General features: G+C 30.0%; 14 protein-coding genes and 7 tRNA genes. 16 read left to right on the forward strand and 5 right to left on the reverse strand.

Features of this window, described 5'->3' with window-relative positions; all coding sequences use genetic code 11:
• Window positions 1-504 precede the first annotated feature (504 nt).
• Window positions 505-663: a hypothetical protein gene (locus LGK95_RS13945; RefSeq protein ID WP_226125396.1), complete on the reverse strand. Its 159-nt coding sequence runs from the start codon at window positions 661-663 to the stop codon at window positions 505-507.
• 598 nt (window positions 664-1,261) lie between these two features.
• Between LGK95_RS13945 and LGK95_RS13950 the strand changes: the two genes are divergently transcribed.
• The 6 genes from LGK95_RS13950 to LGK95_RS13975 all read left to right on the forward strand — a co-directional run bounded on the left by LGK95_RS13950 (window position 1,262) and on the right by LGK95_RS13975 (window position 7,616).
• Window positions 1,262-2,419 (forward strand): SH3 domain-containing protein, encoded by a 1,158-nt coding sequence (locus LGK95_RS13950; RefSeq protein ID WP_226125397.1) that lies wholly within the window; start codon window positions 1,262-1,264, stop codon window positions 2,417-2,419.
• Window positions 2,420-2,882: 463 nt separating this feature from the next.
• On the forward strand, window positions 2,883-3,845 hold the full coding sequence (locus LGK95_RS13955) for a 3'-5' exoribonuclease YhaM family protein (RefSeq protein WP_226125398.1): 963 nt from the start codon (window positions 2,883-2,885) through the stop codon (window positions 3,843-3,845).
• 29 nt (window positions 3,846-3,874) lie between these two features.
• Window positions 3,875-4,087: a DUF3006 domain-containing protein gene (locus tag LGK95_RS13960; protein WP_226125399.1), complete on the forward strand. Its 213-nt coding sequence runs from the start codon at window positions 3,875-3,877 to the stop codon at window positions 4,085-4,087.
• A 250-nt stretch (window positions 4,088-4,337) separates the two neighbouring features.
• Window positions 4,338-5,750, forward strand: a complete 1,413-nt coding sequence (locus LGK95_RS13965; protein WP_226125400.1) for an NAD(P)/FAD-dependent oxidoreductase — start codon at window positions 4,338-4,340, stop codon at window positions 5,748-5,750.
• A 142-nt stretch (window positions 5,751-5,892) separates the two neighbouring features.
• On the forward strand, window positions 5,893-7,179 hold the full coding sequence (locus LGK95_RS13970; protein ID WP_226125401.1) for an adenylosuccinate synthase: 1,287 nt from the start codon (window positions 5,893-5,895) through the stop codon (window positions 7,177-7,179).
• A gap of 251 nt (window positions 7,180-7,430) precedes the next feature.
• On the forward strand, window positions 7,431-7,616 hold the full coding sequence (locus LGK95_RS13975) for a DUF1858 domain-containing protein (RefSeq protein WP_226125402.1): 186 nt from the start codon (window positions 7,431-7,433) through the stop codon (window positions 7,614-7,616).
• Between the two features lie 31 nt (window positions 7,617-7,647).
• Here the strand turns inward: LGK95_RS13975 and LGK95_RS13980 are convergent, their stop codons facing one another.
• Window positions 7,648-8,238, reverse strand: coding sequence for an ECF transporter S component (locus LGK95_RS13980; protein ID WP_226125403.1), 591 nt, complete (start codon window positions 8,236-8,238; stop codon window positions 7,648-7,650).
• Between the two features lie 149 nt (window positions 8,239-8,387).
• On the opposite strand from LGK95_RS13980, the gene LGK95_RS13985 reads away from it, so the two are divergent.
• A complete protein-coding gene (locus LGK95_RS13985; protein ID WP_226125404.1) occupies window positions 8,388-9,137 on the forward strand; it encodes an acyl-[acyl-carrier-protein] thioesterase in 750 nt (249 codons plus the stop codon).
• A gap of 200 nt (window positions 9,138-9,337) precedes the next feature.
• On the opposite strand, the gene LGK95_RS13990 is transcribed toward LGK95_RS13985, so the two are convergent.
• Window positions 9,338-10,567, reverse strand: a complete 1,230-nt coding sequence (locus LGK95_RS13990) for a BaiN/RdsA family NAD(P)/FAD-dependent oxidoreductase (RefSeq protein WP_226125405.1) — start codon at window positions 10,565-10,567, stop codon at window positions 9,338-9,340.
• A gap of 339 nt (window positions 10,568-10,906) precedes the next feature.
• Here LGK95_RS13990 and LGK95_RS13995 point away from each other — a divergent pair.
• The 7 genes from LGK95_RS13995 to LGK95_RS14025 all read left to right on the forward strand — a co-directional run bounded on the left by LGK95_RS13995 (window position 10,907) and on the right by LGK95_RS14025 (window position 11,568).
• Window positions 10,907-10,981: transfer RNA gene (locus LGK95_RS13995), tRNA-Glu, on the forward strand.
• Between the two features lie 12 nt (window positions 10,982-10,993).
• Window positions 10,994-11,069 (forward strand) — tRNA-Val (locus tag LGK95_RS14000).
• A 5-nt stretch (window positions 11,070-11,074) separates the two neighbouring features.
• Window positions 11,075-11,151, forward strand: a tRNA-Asp gene (locus tag LGK95_RS14005).
• Between the two features lie 90 nt (window positions 11,152-11,241).
• Window positions 11,242-11,316: transfer RNA gene (locus tag LGK95_RS14010), tRNA-Glu, on the forward strand.
• A 14-nt stretch (window positions 11,317-11,330) separates the two neighbouring features.
• Window positions 11,331-11,406: transfer RNA gene (locus tag LGK95_RS14015), tRNA-Val, on the forward strand.
• A gap of 5 nt (window positions 11,407-11,411) precedes the next feature.
• A tRNA-Asp gene (locus LGK95_RS14020) sits at window positions 11,412-11,488 on the forward strand.
• A 5-nt stretch (window positions 11,489-11,493) separates the two neighbouring features.
• Window positions 11,494-11,568, forward strand: a tRNA-Thr gene (locus LGK95_RS14025).
• A 173-nt stretch (window positions 11,569-11,741) separates the two neighbouring features.
• Here the strand turns inward: LGK95_RS14025 and LGK95_RS14030 are convergent.
• Both LGK95_RS14030 and LGK95_RS14035 read right to left on the reverse strand, forming a co-directional pair.
• The gene (locus LGK95_RS14030) at window positions 11,742-12,722 is read right to left on the reverse strand and encodes an ATP-binding protein (protein WP_226125406.1); all 981 of its coding nucleotides are present in this window, start codon (window positions 12,720-12,722) and stop codon (window positions 11,742-11,744) included.
• Window positions 12,715-13,701, reverse strand: coding sequence for a DnaD domain protein (locus tag LGK95_RS14035; protein WP_226125407.1), 987 nt, complete (start codon window positions 13,699-13,701; stop codon window positions 12,715-12,717). The genes LGK95_RS14030 and LGK95_RS14035 overlap by 8 nt, the downstream gene beginning before the upstream one ends.
• A gap of 230 nt (window positions 13,702-13,931) precedes the next feature.
• Between LGK95_RS14035 and LGK95_RS14040 the strand changes: the two genes are divergently transcribed.
• The gene (locus LGK95_RS14040; RefSeq protein ID WP_226125408.1) at window positions 13,932-15,128 is read left to right on the forward strand and encodes a peptidoglycan DD-metalloendopeptidase family protein; all 1,197 of its coding nucleotides are present in this window, start codon (window positions 13,932-13,934) and stop codon (window positions 15,126-15,128) included.
• Between the two features lie 62 nt (window positions 15,129-15,190).
• A complete protein-coding gene (locus LGK95_RS22455; RefSeq protein WP_264174567.1) occupies window positions 15,191-15,316 on the forward strand; it encodes a hypothetical protein in 126 nt (41 codons plus the stop codon).
• The last annotated feature ends 83 nt before the right edge of the window (window positions 15,317-15,399 follow it).

Below are 15,399 nucleotides of genomic sequence, written 5' to 3' on the forward strand. Positions count from 1 at the left end.
TTTAAAAAAGCTATATTAGTTATTATATTAAAACACCAAGTACATTAGTATTTGGTGTTTTAATATTGCCTAAATATATTACCTATAATAAATTATTATATTCAAGAATGATTAACATAATAATAATTGGTTAATAATACTAATATAGAAGAAGATAAAAAAGGGAATTATATTAATAATATATAAATAATTTATTCTTTTTTATGAGCACTATAAGTGTAATTATATATAAGGTGAGGTTAAATGTGTATGAAAAAGATAAAAGTTAAAGTTGGAATAGATAAAAGTAAGTTAATAAAAAGTGACAAGAAACTAGTTGCTTGTGGTAAAAATTTTTAAAAGTATAGAAAGATATTGAAAATTAATTAATAAATTATCCAATATTGCATGTAGCAAAAAAGTAGTTGAGAGTTATATCTTGACTACTTTTTATGTTGTGTGTTTATGGATGTCTGATATTTTTGTATAAATTATGAATAGCATATAATTTACACAAAATGTTTATTATTTTAAGATACTCTCAAGGAGAAGTCTTATCCCTTCGCTCTTTGTAATATTGCTTGCTTTGCAAAAACTTTCTAAAGAGCTTGATAGCTCTTCGTTTATTCTCACATGAATTAATTCGCTTTTAGAATTTTCAATTTTTTTTCGTCCTCTAGGCATGATTATCACCTCAAAATATTTGAGTTACATAAATAAGATCAATGATGTATTACAATATCATTATAATATACATTTACACATATTTCCACAATTTTAAACTAAAAATTACAATAATATTTCCAGCTATATTATTTATTAAATTCATAAAATAAGCTTTAAAAACAATTGTATATAACGTGTTACAGAATATAACCCTCTATTAGTAAACATAATTTGAAAAAGTTATAAATTATGAGTTGTGTATTTTTTATAAACTATAAGTATATGAAAAGTCATTATTTTCTGTTACAATAGTAATGTAAAAAAAAAGGAAAAATTTATGATATTAGTAGATTTGATATTAGTGTTAAACAAAGGAGGAATTAATGTAAATACATGGACTCATTATATATAACTAATGGATAAGCAGAAGTTTCAAAACATTTCTTTGAATTTTTTTCATTAAAATGTGGTAGAAAATAATTATGCATTGTATAAAGTTAGTTTGAAAAGTTGAAAAATTTATTATTATTTTTCTTTAAATATTGAATTATATTGCATTTTTTATTTTTTAATTTATTTAAGATTTATATTAATTTAAAATATTGGAGGTAATTATATGAAAAAGAGAATAGCTTTTATAGCAATGTTATTAACTATGGCCAGTTCATCTATTGCGTTTGCGCAGAGCGCAACAATAAGTGCAAGTTCATTACGTATTAGGCAAAGTCCTTCACTTTCATCGTCTATAATAGCTTCACTGACGAGAAATACGAAGATAAACACGCTTGGTAAACAAGGAAATTTTTATAAAATAAGTTATAATGGAAGAATTGGATACGTACACAGTTCGTATGTAAAACTAAGTACTTCTACAAGTACAACAAACGTTACACCAACAACGAATGGGAAAAATGGCGTAATAACAACTGGATGTTTAAACGTAAGATCCGGATCTGGGTTAACTTATCCAGTGATTAGTGTTATTAGACTAGGAAATAAAGTGACAATGTATGAAAAATCAAATGGTTTCTACAAAATAAATTATAGTGGTAGAATTGGGTATATAAGCGAGTTATATGTGAAAGCATCAAGTACAACCACAAATAGTACAAGCACTGCGTCTACGCCTGTATTAGAATCTACAGGAACTGGTAATGTTACAGCAGCTAGTTTAAATGTGAGAAAATCAGCTTCTATGGGTAGTAACATTATGGGAACTGTAAAAAAAGGTCTAAAAGTAAAATTATATGGGGCGAAAGATGGCTTTTATAAAATTATGTGCAATGGACAAGTAGGCTATGTATCCAAAACATACATAAGTACATCTAATTCAGCAGTAATTAATTCTTCAAATACTGGAACTAAAAGTATTAGTAGCTTTATGTCATATTTAAATACATTCTTAGGAACACCATATTTATGGGGCGGAACATCACCAGCCAAATATAATACTGCTGGAAAATATGTAAGTGGCGGTTTTGATTGTTCAGGCCTTATTCAATATGCTTATAAAAGCATGGGTATAAATTTACCTAGAACAACTATGGATCAAGTAAATGTGGGTACATCAGTTAGTATAAATAATCTTCAGCAAGGAGATTTAGTATTTTTTAGGACAAATTCATCAGAACCTAATCAAATATCTCATGCTGGAATATATGTGGGGAATAATAAATTTATGCAATCACCTAAAACTGGTGATGTTGTAAAAATAACTGATTTATCAGGATATTTTAGAACTAATTTTGTAACAGGAAATAGAGTTATAAAATAGGTATATTAAGTTGCTTATCATTATATGTCTGAAAAATATGAAATTTATTAATTTTACATAACAATAATATATTACAAGTAATTGTACAATATTATAAAAAAAATATAATATATCTAGTCATTAATGAATGTACGATTTTGATAAAAATCATACATTCATTTTTTGTATTTGATTATAGATTGAATTTCTACTTGTTTAACTTACCTTTATAATATAATTATTTGGTATAGGGTTAATATATTACATTTTTTTTAATAAAATAAATATATTGTAAGAATATAAAAAATAGTATACCATTATAAATATTTGTTTATTATAAAAAATATAAATTAATAATTACAATTTACTAAGTGTAATAAAACTAAGCAAAACTAATTATTTTATTTATATAAACAATAATGATGTATAATTGAAAGATAGATTAAAGTTATGATATCAATTAATACAATATAAGGAGATAAATATGGAAATGAAGAAAATAAGTGAAATAAAAAAGGGAGATAGGGTTGAAGGGTTTTTTATTATTAAATCTGTGGATACCAAGGTCTCTAACAATAGTAATACAAATAAGTATTTAGATTTTAATTTAGGTGATGCCTCAGGTGACATTAATGCAAAGCTATGGGAATGCAATGAAGAGTTAGAAAATGCATTTAAACAAAGCAAATTAGTAAAGATAAAAGGAACTGTAAATGAGTGGAGAGGAAAACTTCAACTAAAAATTGAAAAGATAAGATTAACTGAGGAAAAAGATGAAGTGAATGTTTGTGATTATGTTGCGGTGGCACCATATACGCCAGAAATAATGTATGATGATATTTTAAATTATTTATCTAAAATACAAAATACAGATATTCAAAATATAGTTACTAATATCTTAAGTAATAATGAGGAAAAGCTAATGCATTATCCTGCAGCTAAATCTAATCATCATGCAGTGAGATCAGGCCTTTTATATCATACAACTACCATGCTTAAGGCAGGAGAAAAATTAAGTAAGATTTACACATTTCTAAATACAGATTTACTATATGCAGGTATAATACTTCATGATATTGGCAAAATATATGAAATGAATGCTAGTGAGCTCGGAATTGTAAGTGAGTATTCAGTTGAGGGTCAACTTCTAGGACATATAGTTCAAGGAGTTAAGATGATAGAAACAGCAAGTATTGAAGTTGAAGCGGACAAGGAAGTAACTATGTTATTACAGCATATGGTTCTTGCTCATCACTACGAAGCAGAGTATGGAAGTCCTAAAAAGCCTATGATACCAGAGGCAGAAATGTTACATCATTTAGATATAATGGATGCAAGAATGTATGATATGAATAAGGCATTAAGTGATACAAAGGAAGGAAAATTTTCAGAAAGAATAAGGTCCCTAGATAATATAAATGTTTATAAGACTTTTGTTAAAAGATAAATATAAAATACTGTAATAAGGTGATGAAAATGAAGGGGATAATAGATAGATTTGAAGGAAAATATGCGGTAGTTGAGCTTGAGGATGGAAAAATGATTAATATAGATAAAATTAAATTACCGATAGGAGTACACGAGGGAATAGTTATACAAATAGCGGAGACTATAACTATAAATATTGAGGAGACTAAGAAAAGAAAAGAAGTGATAGAAAAATTGACAGAGAATTTATGGGAGGAGTAAAAATATTAAATAGAAAGATAGTATAAAGGATTGTTAATAGAAAAATGCACTTGCTCAGCCAGTATGAGTAAGTGTATTTATTTAGTTCTAGGTGTAAATATACGAACTATTAGTTAAAATGTATTATTAATATTCGCATTTAATATTGACTGGTTTACACTGCTCTGATATTATTAAGAAGTATGGTGACCATTAATAATTACGATTCCCTACAGAGCAATACAAGGAGAAATACAGGAGGGTTCATATAATGAAAAAAAATTACGATGTAATTATTGTAGGAGCTGGCCCAGCGGGAATATTTACGGCACTAGAAATTTCTAACAAAAAACCTAAACTTAGTGTACTTATAGTTGATAAGGGTAGAAATATAGAGAAAAGAAAATGTCCAGCTAGAGTTACCGGCAAATGTGTTAAGTGTGACCCTTGTGGGATAACGTTTGGATGGGCAGGTGCAGGTGCTTTCTCAGATGGTAAGCTTTCCTTAAGCCCAGAGGTGGGTGGAAGACTTCTTGAATATTTCTCTGAAGATGAATCAAAGGAATTAATAAAATATTGTGATGATATTTATATAAAATTTGGAGCAAATGAAAAGGTATATGGACTTAATTCTGATAAAGTTGACGAAATTAAATATGAAGCAAGTAAACACAATATTCGTCTTGTTGAATGTCCAGTAAGGCATTTAGGAACAGAACTTGCCTATGAGGTTTTAAAATCTATGTACCATCATTTAGTTGATAATACAAATACAGAATTTATTGAACTTAGTGAAGTTGAAGAAATATTAATAGACGACAATAAAGTTACTGGAATATTACTAAATAATAAAGAAGGTAAGTTTAAGGTTTCTGCAAAGTATGTTGTAGCGGCGCCAGGTAGAGGCGGGGCAGAATGGGTTGCAAATGAAGCTAAAAAACATAACATTAAGGTTACTAATAATGCAGTAGATATTGGAGTAAGAGTTGAGGTACCTAACTCTGTTATGGATCATCTAACAAAGGATTTATATGAAGCAAAATTAGTATATTATTCTGATACATTTGACAATAAAGTTAGGACCTTTTGCATGAATCCAGGTGGAGTAGTGTCAGCAGAGTATTATGATGATAATACAATTGCCGTTGTAAATGGTCACAGTTATTCAGAGCAAAAGCTTAGAACAACTAATACAAATTTTGCTATGCTTGTATCTACTAGTTTTACTGAGCCTTTTAACCAACCAATTGGGTATGGAAAATATATAGCACAGCTAGGTAATATGTTAACTGGCGGGGGCATAATGGTTCAAAGACTTGGGGATTTACTAAAAGGAAGAAGAACGGATTATTCTAGATTAGCTAAATCAACTACAATTCCTACTTTAAAATCGGCAGTACCGGGTGATTTAAGCTTTGTGTTGCCTCAAAGGCATTTAACTTCTATTGTAGAATCATTAAAGGCTTTTGACAAGTTAGCACCTGGCCTATATAGTAAAAATACATTACTATATGGAGTAGAAGTGAAGTTCTATTCTAGTAAGTTCAGCACAAATAATAAGTTTGAAACATCAATTAGCAATTTGTACACTATAGGAGATGGAGCAGGAATAACTAGAGGATTAATGCAAGCATCAACAACAGGGGTTGTAGTAGCAAGAGACATAACTAATAAAGAAAACTAAAAGTATATAACCTAAATAATTGGTTATATGAGTGTTAAACGTGTATAATTCAGATGTAGTGTAAACGTAATAAATAACAAAATTATTTAATCTCAGTAGATAAGTGATTATATTGTCAACTGAAAGAAAGTGAGGAATTTATATGTCAGCATTTATAGTTTTAGGGGCCCAGTGGGGAGACGAAGGTAAAGGTAAGATGACAGATTATCTTGCGCAGGGAGCAGACGTTGTAGTCAGGTTCCAAGGCGGAAACAATGCAGGTCATACTGTAGTTGTAGGAGAAAAGGAATATAAACTTCATTTAATACCATCAGGGATATTATATAAGGAGAAATTGAATGTAATAGGTAATGGTGTTGTTGTAGACCCAGAAGCTTTATTCACAGAAATTGACTACTTAGAAGCGTTAGGTGAAAATATAACACCTGAGAGACTAATGATTAGTGATAGATCGCAAGTTATAATGCCTTACCATAAAGAGTTAGACAATTTATATGAGATAGCTAGAGGCAAAAATGATATTGGAACTACAAAAAAAGGTATAGGCCCTTGTTATACTGACAAGTTCGAGCGAAGTGGAATTAGAGTTTGTGATTTAATGAAAAAGGATGTTTTGAAAGAAAAACTTAAAACTAACCTAACAATTAAGAATGACATAATAACAAAAGTTTTGGGTGGAAAAGCTTTAGATTTTGATACAATATATACCGAGTACCTAGAGTATGCAGAAAGAATGAGACCATATGTCAAAGACATATCAGTTAAAGTTTTTGATTCAATAAAAGCTGGAAAAAATGTTTTATTTGAAGGAGCACAAGGAACCCTACTTGATATAGATTATGGTTCATATCCTTTTGTAACTTCATCAAACACTATTGCAGGTGGAGTTTGTGTTGGAGCAGGAATAGGTCCTACTATGATAACAAGTGTTGTAGGAGTGGCGAAAGCTTACACTACAAGAGTAGGAAAAGGACCATTTCCAACAGAACTTGAGGATAAAACAGGAGAATGGATTCGCGAAAAAGGTTTTGAATTTGGTGTAACAACAGGCAGAGCAAGAAGATGTGGATGGCTTGATCTTGTTATATTAAAATCTGCAGCAAGAGTTTCAGGAATTACAAGCTTTGCTGTAACTAAAATAGATACATTAGCAGGACTTGAGAAAATTAAAATTTGTGTAGGATATGAATTTGAAGGTAACATTATAGATTATTTCACAGCAAGCCTTGAGGATTTAGCGTGTTGCGTGCCAGTATATGAAGAATTCGATGGTTGGGATGAAAATATAGCTGATGCAAGAAGTTATGATGAGCTTCCTGAAAATGCAAAAATATACTTAAAGAAAATTGAAGACTTTACAGGAGTTAAAGTTTCAATAGTTTCAGTTGGGCCTAAAAGAGATCAAACAATGGTATTAACTGAAATATAGAATATGATTACATATAATATAGAGTTTATTTTTTCGACATGTATGTTTTTTATTTTATAGGAAATTCTAATATTGTAGAAATATATTAAGGTATACAAATGTATACTAAAGATTATAAAAGTGCGTACTAGTAAAATACAAATATATAGATTATAATGAGAATGAGAATTAAAGTTAAACAATTATTCTTATTCAGTTAACTTTTATTCTAATAAAATGAATCAAAATTAACATAAAGCGAGGTAGATAATATGAAAATAACTAAGGATATGACAATAGGTGAAGTTGTAAGACAAAGTCCAGAATCAGTTCAAGTATTAATGAATTTTGGAATGGGTTGTGTAGGATGTCCTTCAGCACAAGCTGAAACATTAGAAGAAGCAGCAATGGTTCATGGTCTTAATTTAGAAGAATTGATGACTGCATTAAACGTATAAAAAAGGAGACACTTAGCAAATGCTAAGTGTCTTATTTTTTCTTTATTTTCTTAATGGCAAGTATTACAGGAATGGTAATTACAGTAGCTATAATGGCTTCTGGAACACCGTTTATTATTGCTATGCCATAAATAGTCTTTGCAGCAATAGATGGATCTATGCCTTTAGAAACGGCAAATTTTGCTGCATATAAAACATAAACCATAGTAAGAACGCCAAAAGTGTTAGTTAGAGAACCAATAACGGTAGCGAGTCCAATTCTTAAACCTTCGTTTTTAGTATAGCTTAGTTTATAAACATAGTAAGAAGTAAGGCCTATAAGAACTCTTGGTAATACGGATACTAAAGGATTTATAAAAGCAAAAGAAAGTATATTAGGAGCTGTTATGTTTTGCATAACGCTAAAAACCCCAAATATGAAACCAATAGTCATTCCTACCATAGGGCCGCCTATTATTGAACCTATAATAACAGGAATGTGCATGATAGTAGCTTTGGCACCAGGAAGTGGAATAAAACCATATCCAGTTAGTCCAAGTACTACGCAAATAGCTGAAAGCATACCAATAGTTGTGAGTTCACTTGTCTTTATTCGTCTTAGTTTAATAGAATTGTTAATCATTTTTTCCCTCCGCTCTTATTCCATAAGGATATAAGTCGTCCTATTCATAATCCTTATTTATAGTTCAGTTTCATAATGAATACTGACAATAACAGTTTAGCACGTATTTGATAACAATTACATAGATAAAAAAATATAGGGGTGATAGTATGAGCAAAAGTCCAGTGGTTACAGATAGAGATTATACCATTCATTACTATGAAGTAGATATTAATAAAAGAGTCTTAATGACAAGTATTATGAATTATCTTGGAGATATGGCAATGTACCAAAGTGAAATATTGGGCGTTGGAATTGAACAGCTTAGTGCAAATAAAATGGCTTGGGTACTATATAAATGGGACATAAAAATGGAGTCATACCCTTTATTAAATGAAACTGTAAAGGTAAAAACTTTTGCATGTTCTTTTAGAGGGTTTTATGCATATAGAAAATACGAGATTATGGATGTCAAGGGAAATAATATTGGTTATGCCGATTCTGTTTGGATTTTAATAAATACAGATAGGAAAAGGCCAATGAGAATTACGAAAGATATATATGCAGCTTATGGTATAGATGATAGCAATAATATATCTATAGACATTGATGATATATTATCGATAACTAAGGTGGATATCGAAAAAAGTTTTGAAGTTAGGTATGGCGATATTGATACTAATATGCATGTAAATAATGTTAAGTATGCTACATGGGCTTTAGAAACAGTCCCTAAAGATATAGTACTAAATTATAAACTAAAAAATATTAAGATAACTTACGAGAAGGAAACAACATATGGAGAAACCATAAAGGTAAGCACGGAAGTTTTAAGAGAAGAAGATAAGATAATATGTAGACATAAAATTATAAATAAAGAGGGATCAGAGCTCACCCTTTTAGAAAGTACTTGGATATAATAGCTTAAAACTTTTAAGTAATGGTCAGTTTGAATCAGTATTTTTTCTTGGATTATGCTAACAAAAGTATATAGTGCGTAGGATGCATTTGAACAAACATAGTAATTCTTAATTTATTTTAGAATTATTTGGTGAAGTTAAAGCAATCCCAGCAATATATACTTTTCGTTATATCATAATATAAAAAAAACTAGGGCTATCTATTTGGAAGCGTTTCTCCCAGCAATAGCACCAGAACTCCATGCCCATTGAAGGTTAAAACCGCCACAATCGCCATCTACATCTAATATTTCACCGGCAAAGAATAGATTTTTAGTGATTTTAGATTCTAAAGTTTTAGCGTTAATTTCTTCTGTATTAATGCCACCTGCTGTTACTTGAGCATTTGCAAAAGAATTAGTGCCTGAAACTTCAAATTGCCATCTCTTTAACAAATTATAGATAGCATTCTTTTCCTCAGTTAGTAGGTTACAGCAAGGTTTATGAATATCGCAAACATTTGCTTGTTTTAACATTATTGGAATGATTTTTTTGTTTATTATACCAATAAAAGAATCTATAACACTTCTATTTTCAAGTAATGACCAATGCTTGTTTAAAAACTTTTTTAGGTCCTCGTAGCTAAGGGTAGGTAACATATCAATAGTTAAAGAAACTTTTTTATTTTTAGATAACCCATATGATACGTTTCGACTAAGCGTGAGAATTGGAGGGCCAGAAATTCCGTAGTCAGTAAAAAGTATTTCACCAAATTCCTTTTGAATGCATTCATCATTTATAGATATTTGTGCATAACCATCAAATTTAACTCCAGACAAAGCCTTTAGTCTATCATAGTTTAATTTAAGCTGTACAAGAGAGGGTACTTGTGGAATTACACTATGGCCTAACTGTTTAGCCAACATGTAACCGGAGCCATCAGAACCCGTTTTAGGGGCTGATTTACCACCGGTTGTTATAATCAATTTTTCACACTCATATGTACTATTATTTGAACTATAAATTTTAAAGCCGTTTTTTTCTTTTATAATTTCCTTAACTTTTGTGTTTATATATACAGGAATTTTTTTTTCTTCTATAGAAAAACGAAATATATCAAGTACAGACGATGCTTGCATGGACATTGGAAACATTTTACCACCATCTATTGTTACTAAAGGTATCCCTAAACATTCAAAAAAATCTACAGTATCATTTTTAGTAAAACAATCTAATATATGTTTAGCAAAATATTGATTTTCACTATGGTACCTATCGTTAGTAATATTAGCATTACTAATATTACACCTCCCGTTACCAGTGGTTAATAATTTTTTACCTATTCTATCGGTTGCTTCTATTATTGCTACATCAATTCCAAGATCTTTTGATATCAAAGCAGAGGTTAAACCAGCGGCACCTCCACCAACTATTATAAGAGAATGTTTCAAGCAAATCTCTCCTTTCGAGAAAAAATTGTATTTGTATTATATAGTGTTTTGTCTATAATCTTACCCTAAAATGGCTAGCTTGAACATAAGTTTTTAATTAATTGTATAATAAATTATAAAATACATTTTGAATAATTAATAAATAGGCGAGTATCATGAGAAAAAAATAATAGATCATTAATATGGGCAACCGTTGATATTGCTGGATTTGTTCATTCAATAAAAAAAAAAATAAAAAAAAACGTTAAAATATGTTGACACTTTAAGATAAATTAGGTATTATAGTCTTTGTCGGGTTGCGAAAGCCAAGTACATAACATATATAGTGACAACGAATATGGCTCCTTGGTCAAGCGGTTAAGACACCACCCTTTCACGGTGGTAACAGGGGTTCAATTCCCCTAGGAGTCACCATAAAACATATGTGGGAGCATAGCTCAGCTGGGAGAGCATCTGCCTTACAAGCAGAGGGTCACAGGTTCGAACCCTGTTGTTCCCACCACATATGGCTCAGTAGCTCAGTTGGTTAGAGTGCCGCCCTGTCACGGCGGAGGTCGAGGGTCCGAGTCCCTTCTGGGTCGCCATGTTTTTTAAGTAGTATACTTTAATGTTAGGTAAGATAATTTGTAATTATCAGATTAACCATTAACGTAAGATCATTAAAGATTTAATAAGGCTCCTTGGTCAAGCGGTTAAGACACCACCCTTTCACGGTGGTAACAGGGGTTCAATTCCCCTAGGAGTCACCACATAAAACATATATGGGAGCATAGCTCAGCTGGGAGAGCATCTGCCTTACAAGCAGAGGGTCACAGGTTCGAACCCTGTTGTTCCCACCATATATGGCTCAGTAGCTCAGTTGGTTAGAGTGCCGCCCTGTCACGGCGGAGGTCGAGGGTCCGAGTCCCTTCTGGGTCGCCATTTTTGCTGGCATGGCTCAACGGTAGAGCAGCTGACTTGTAATCAGCAGGTTGTAGGTTCAATTCCTATTGCCAGCTCCAAAAAGTCCTAAACATTTGTTTAGGACTTTTTTTTATTTGCTAGAAAATTGTAAATCGTCATAGGATTTAATAATATATTTAAGTTAAAAAGCACATATTACGTAAAATTCATTTTAACAGATCATGAAATACTTCACTATTAGAAATGTATTTATACTAACATATGCTATTTATTATTTTGATTTACTTAAATTTTTCTTTATTCTTATATCATCTCCAAAGAATTTACAAAGTGTAAAGTTTCCCATTAACCTAGAAGTTATTCTTTCTGAATAGGTTTTAAGTAGACTTTCAAGAGTTAAATTAGTGGACACTAGCATTTTCTTTTGCTTTAATAATTTAGTGTTAAGTAAGTTAAACATTTCTGCTTTATTAAAATCTGAAAGTTGCTCAGTTCCTAAATCATCTATAATAAGTAGATCACAGTCTATTAAAAGTTCCTCTAAAGAACTGTTATTATTAAATCGAATATCTTTTAATGCTCTTATTAATTCCTCGGCTGTCCTATATACTACGAAAGAGCCTTTATCAATTAGTTCCTTTGTAATGCAATGAGACAGAAATGTTTTTCCCGTGCCAGAACTTCCGTAGAATAATAGGTTTTCGTCAGTTGTATAGAAGTTTTTTAAAAAGCTCATAGATTTAGATAATATCTTTTCCATGTTCTTTTTTGGTGATTCTGATTGGAGTTCACTTTTTCTAGAAGGATAATAATCTAATTTAAAATTATCAAAATTGTGGGTTTTTAACATGCTTTTCAATTCAGACCCAGTATAATAGACATCTATAACTTTTTGTTTAAAGCAAGAGCATTTTGTGTTTCCGATAAATCCAGTGTCACGGCATTTGTTACATCTATAATGTAAATTCAAGTACTCCATGTCAAAACCATTAGAAACTAATAATTCAGATTTTTTCACTCTTAGATCCATTATTTTTTCTTTTAAATTATGTAAATATTCATCTCTATCATCAATACTCTTCAAGGCGCTAATAGATAATTCTATGCATAATTTACCTATTTTTTGATCTAGCCCAATAATTTCAGGATGAGTCTTTTCTATATGAATTTTTCTTTTTCTAAAATCAGCTTCTTCTGTTTGTCTTATTCCATCATAAATAGCTAATATTTTTGTCTGATAACCTTTAATCATTTTTATCCCATCCTAGTAATTTTTTTTCTAGTTCATCAAAGTCATATGCTCTTTGTTCATAATCATTAAAACTTCCCTTAGTTGGTTTACCACCAGCAGTCTTGTTTTTATTAGTAACCAATCGTTTTTTATCCTTTTTCTCTATGTCCTCTAATGATTTTATGTCATCTTTAAACCAACTATTTAGTATTCCATCAATGTACTTAAAATCAGCTCTATTAAGCCTATCAAAGCATATATCGCAAGCTTTAAATATAATTTCTAGAGAAAATTTATATACATTTATCCATTTATCTAATATTTGTTCTTGAGGTTTCATTATTTCTGGAGCTTTTATTCCTAAGTAATTTAATATTTTTCTTATATTTATCCATTTATCCTCATGTTTTTTTATATATGATTGTGCATCTTCAATATTTTTAATATTAGATTCATGCCATGCAATTGCAATAGTTTCAATATATCTATAATCAACTTTCCCTTTTGATACACAATATTGAACTAAGAGTAATATTAGTTCTGGTGGAAAGCTGTAATCCTTTTGCCAGCTTAGGTACATAGTCATTTCTTTTGGTGAAAGAGGTTTAGCCAATAATTTTTCAATGTCTTGAAGCATACCTTTTATTGAGGAATTGGTTAATTCCTCAAGTAAATTTATATTCGTTATATGTTCAGTAGGAACATCTATTAAATCTAAGAACTCAATGTTATAATTACCCATATTATCAATAGGGGTCATTTTAATTAAATTCTCATCATTCCAATAGTTCCAAGCATTAACAACATCAGTTTCTAAAAGTCCAAGGGTATTCGCTATAACTGAAGAGGTAGCGCCAATTTCTCCTGAGGTACAATATTTTAGCCCAAGAAGATAGACTTTAACAAATTCTCCTCTAGCTCTTGGCATAAACTTATCTATAAAAATATTACTCACAGGAGTATATTTATAATTTTCGTTTTTAAACATGAAAGTGCTCATAAAGTCACTACCTTCCTTTTTATAATATAGAGCTATGATTTTAAAATTTATGATTTAGTTTATCTATACAATGTGTATAGTAATTATATTTAATATCTTAGTCTATAAAAATTTTATTATTCAACCTATAGTATACCATATAGTTAAAGTTACTAATAAAAAAAATATTGGATAATGATTAATATTTGGTATAAAGGACATATTAAGTAAGTGTAACAGGAGGTATAGTATTGAATATTTTAAAGGAAGACAAAAAGATTATATGGGTGCTAATTACAACACTTGTACTTACTGCTACTATTTTGTATTTAAATGTGTACAAAATGTATGGATATAAGGTATCTGTAGGAAGTAGTACTATAACTTTTGTAAAAAGTAAGAGAGAATTTAATAAAACATATAACGAATTACAAAGAGACATTAAATTTAAATATGGAAACTCAATTACAATAAAAGATTTTACTTTAAACAAAGTAAAAGTAGATGATGATGTTATGTTTATAAATGGGGATAACCTTAAGAAGGTAATGCTAAAAAACTTCAATATAAGTGTAGACGTATTTGTCATGAAATCAGATGATAAAAAAATAGCATATGTCGCATCTGAGAATCAAGGAAAAGAAATTTTAAGTTCTTTAAAAAATTATTATAAGAAAGCGGGGCTGAAAAGTGCTAAAAGTATAAATATACAAAATAGTATCACATATGAACCCGTCAAAGTTAGGATCGGGGAAATACATGAAAACTCTGAAATTACTAAGGCTGTAATAAAATATAATGATAGTTCACAAATACCATTAATAGCTGTAAAAATAGTAAGAAATATAACTAAAAATCAAACAATATACCCAACTACAATTATAAAGTCATCTAATCAAGTCATGTATGGTGTTAGCAAGGTTGAACATAAGGGTATTAATGGAATAAGAAAGGTTACAAGCGTAGTAATAGCACTTAACAACATTGTAGTCTCTGAAAAAGTTTTAAAATCAGAAACTATTAAGCAAGTGCAAAATAAAGAAATATACGTAGGAACTAATGGACCAATAATACTTCAAGCAGCATCTATAAACAGTCCATCAAGAGGTAGTATAAGTTCAGGGTTTGGAACGCGATGGGGTAAAATGCATAAAGGTATTGATATAGCGGCGAATTTTGGTTCAGCAATAAATGCCGCATTAGATGGCACAGTTACTTATGCAGATTGGGAAGATGGTTATGGCAATGTGATAAAGATTTCTCATGGAGAAGGTTTACAAACTACATATGCACATTGTAGCGTTATTATTGTAAAAAAAGGTGAATTAGTAAAGAGAGGGATGAAAATAGGTCAAGTGGGAAGCACAGGTCATAGTACAGGTCCTCATTTACATTTTGAAGTAAGAGAGAATGGCGAACCTATAAATCCTCAAAAATACATAAAGTAAAAATAAATATATGAATAAAATTATATCTACAAGTGAAAAATATTTTATAAAGGAGTGATTTTATGCCATATGAAGAAATGAAAACACCAGCGAAGGAAAAAGATAATAAACCTAAGAAACCAGAAATTATAGAAGCTTCCGATATGAAAAAGAAAAAACGTAAGTCGGCAATAAAATTTGATGAATAATTAAATTAATTTTTGAATGTTTAATAAAGAGAGCTTTAATGCTCTTTTTATTTTTTTTAAAATTCTTGTTAAGTAATTTCACG

The sequence above is a fragment of the Clostridium algoriphilum genome, assembly GCF_020443705.1.
Lineage (GTDB): Bacteria > Bacillota > Clostridia > Clostridiales > Clostridiaceae > Clostridium_AD > Clostridium_AD algoriphilum.

Bases quoted from the DNA above. Each gene is read 5' to 3' on its own strand.
- LGK95_RS14030 (WP_226125406.1), bottom strand. From the start codon at position 12,722: ATGATTAAAGGTTATCAGACAAAAATATTAGCTATTTATGATGGAATA.
- LGK95_RS13960 (WP_226125399.1), top strand. From the start codon at position 3,875: ATGAAGGGGATAATAGATAGATTTGAAGGAAAATATGCGGTAGTTGAG.
- LGK95_RS13950 (WP_226125397.1), top strand. From the start codon at position 1,262: ATGAAAAAGAGAATAGCTTTTATAGCAATGTTATTAACTATGGCCAGT.
- LGK95_RS13945 (WP_226125396.1), bottom strand. From the start codon at position 663: ATGCCTAGAGGACGAAAAAAAATTGAAAATTCTAAAAGCGAATTAATT.
- LGK95_RS14035 (WP_226125407.1), bottom strand. From the start codon at position 13,701: ATGAGCACTTTCATGTTTAAAAACGAAAATTATAAATATACTCCTGTG.
- LGK95_RS22455 (WP_264174567.1), top strand. From the start codon at position 15,191: ATGCCATATGAAGAAATGAAAACACCAGCGAAGGAAAAAGATAATAAA.
- LGK95_RS13980 (WP_226125403.1), bottom strand. From the start codon at position 8,238: ATGATTAACAATTCTATTAAACTAAGACGAATAAAGACAAGTGAACTC.
- LGK95_RS13970 (WP_226125401.1), top strand. From the start codon at position 5,893: ATGTCAGCATTTATAGTTTTAGGGGCCCAGTGGGGAGACGAAGGTAAA.
- LGK95_RS13965 (WP_226125400.1), top strand. From the start codon at position 4,338: ATGAAAAAAAATTACGATGTAATTATTGTAGGAGCTGGCCCAGCGGGA.
- LGK95_RS13955 (WP_226125398.1), top strand. From the start codon at position 2,883: ATGGAAATGAAGAAAATAAGTGAAATAAAAAAGGGAGATAGGGTTGAA.
- LGK95_RS13975 (WP_226125402.1), top strand. From the start codon at position 7,431: ATGAAAATAACTAAGGATATGACAATAGGTGAAGTTGTAAGACAAAGT.
- LGK95_RS13985 (WP_226125404.1), top strand. From the start codon at position 8,388: ATGAGCAAAAGTCCAGTGGTTACAGATAGAGATTATACCATTCATTAC.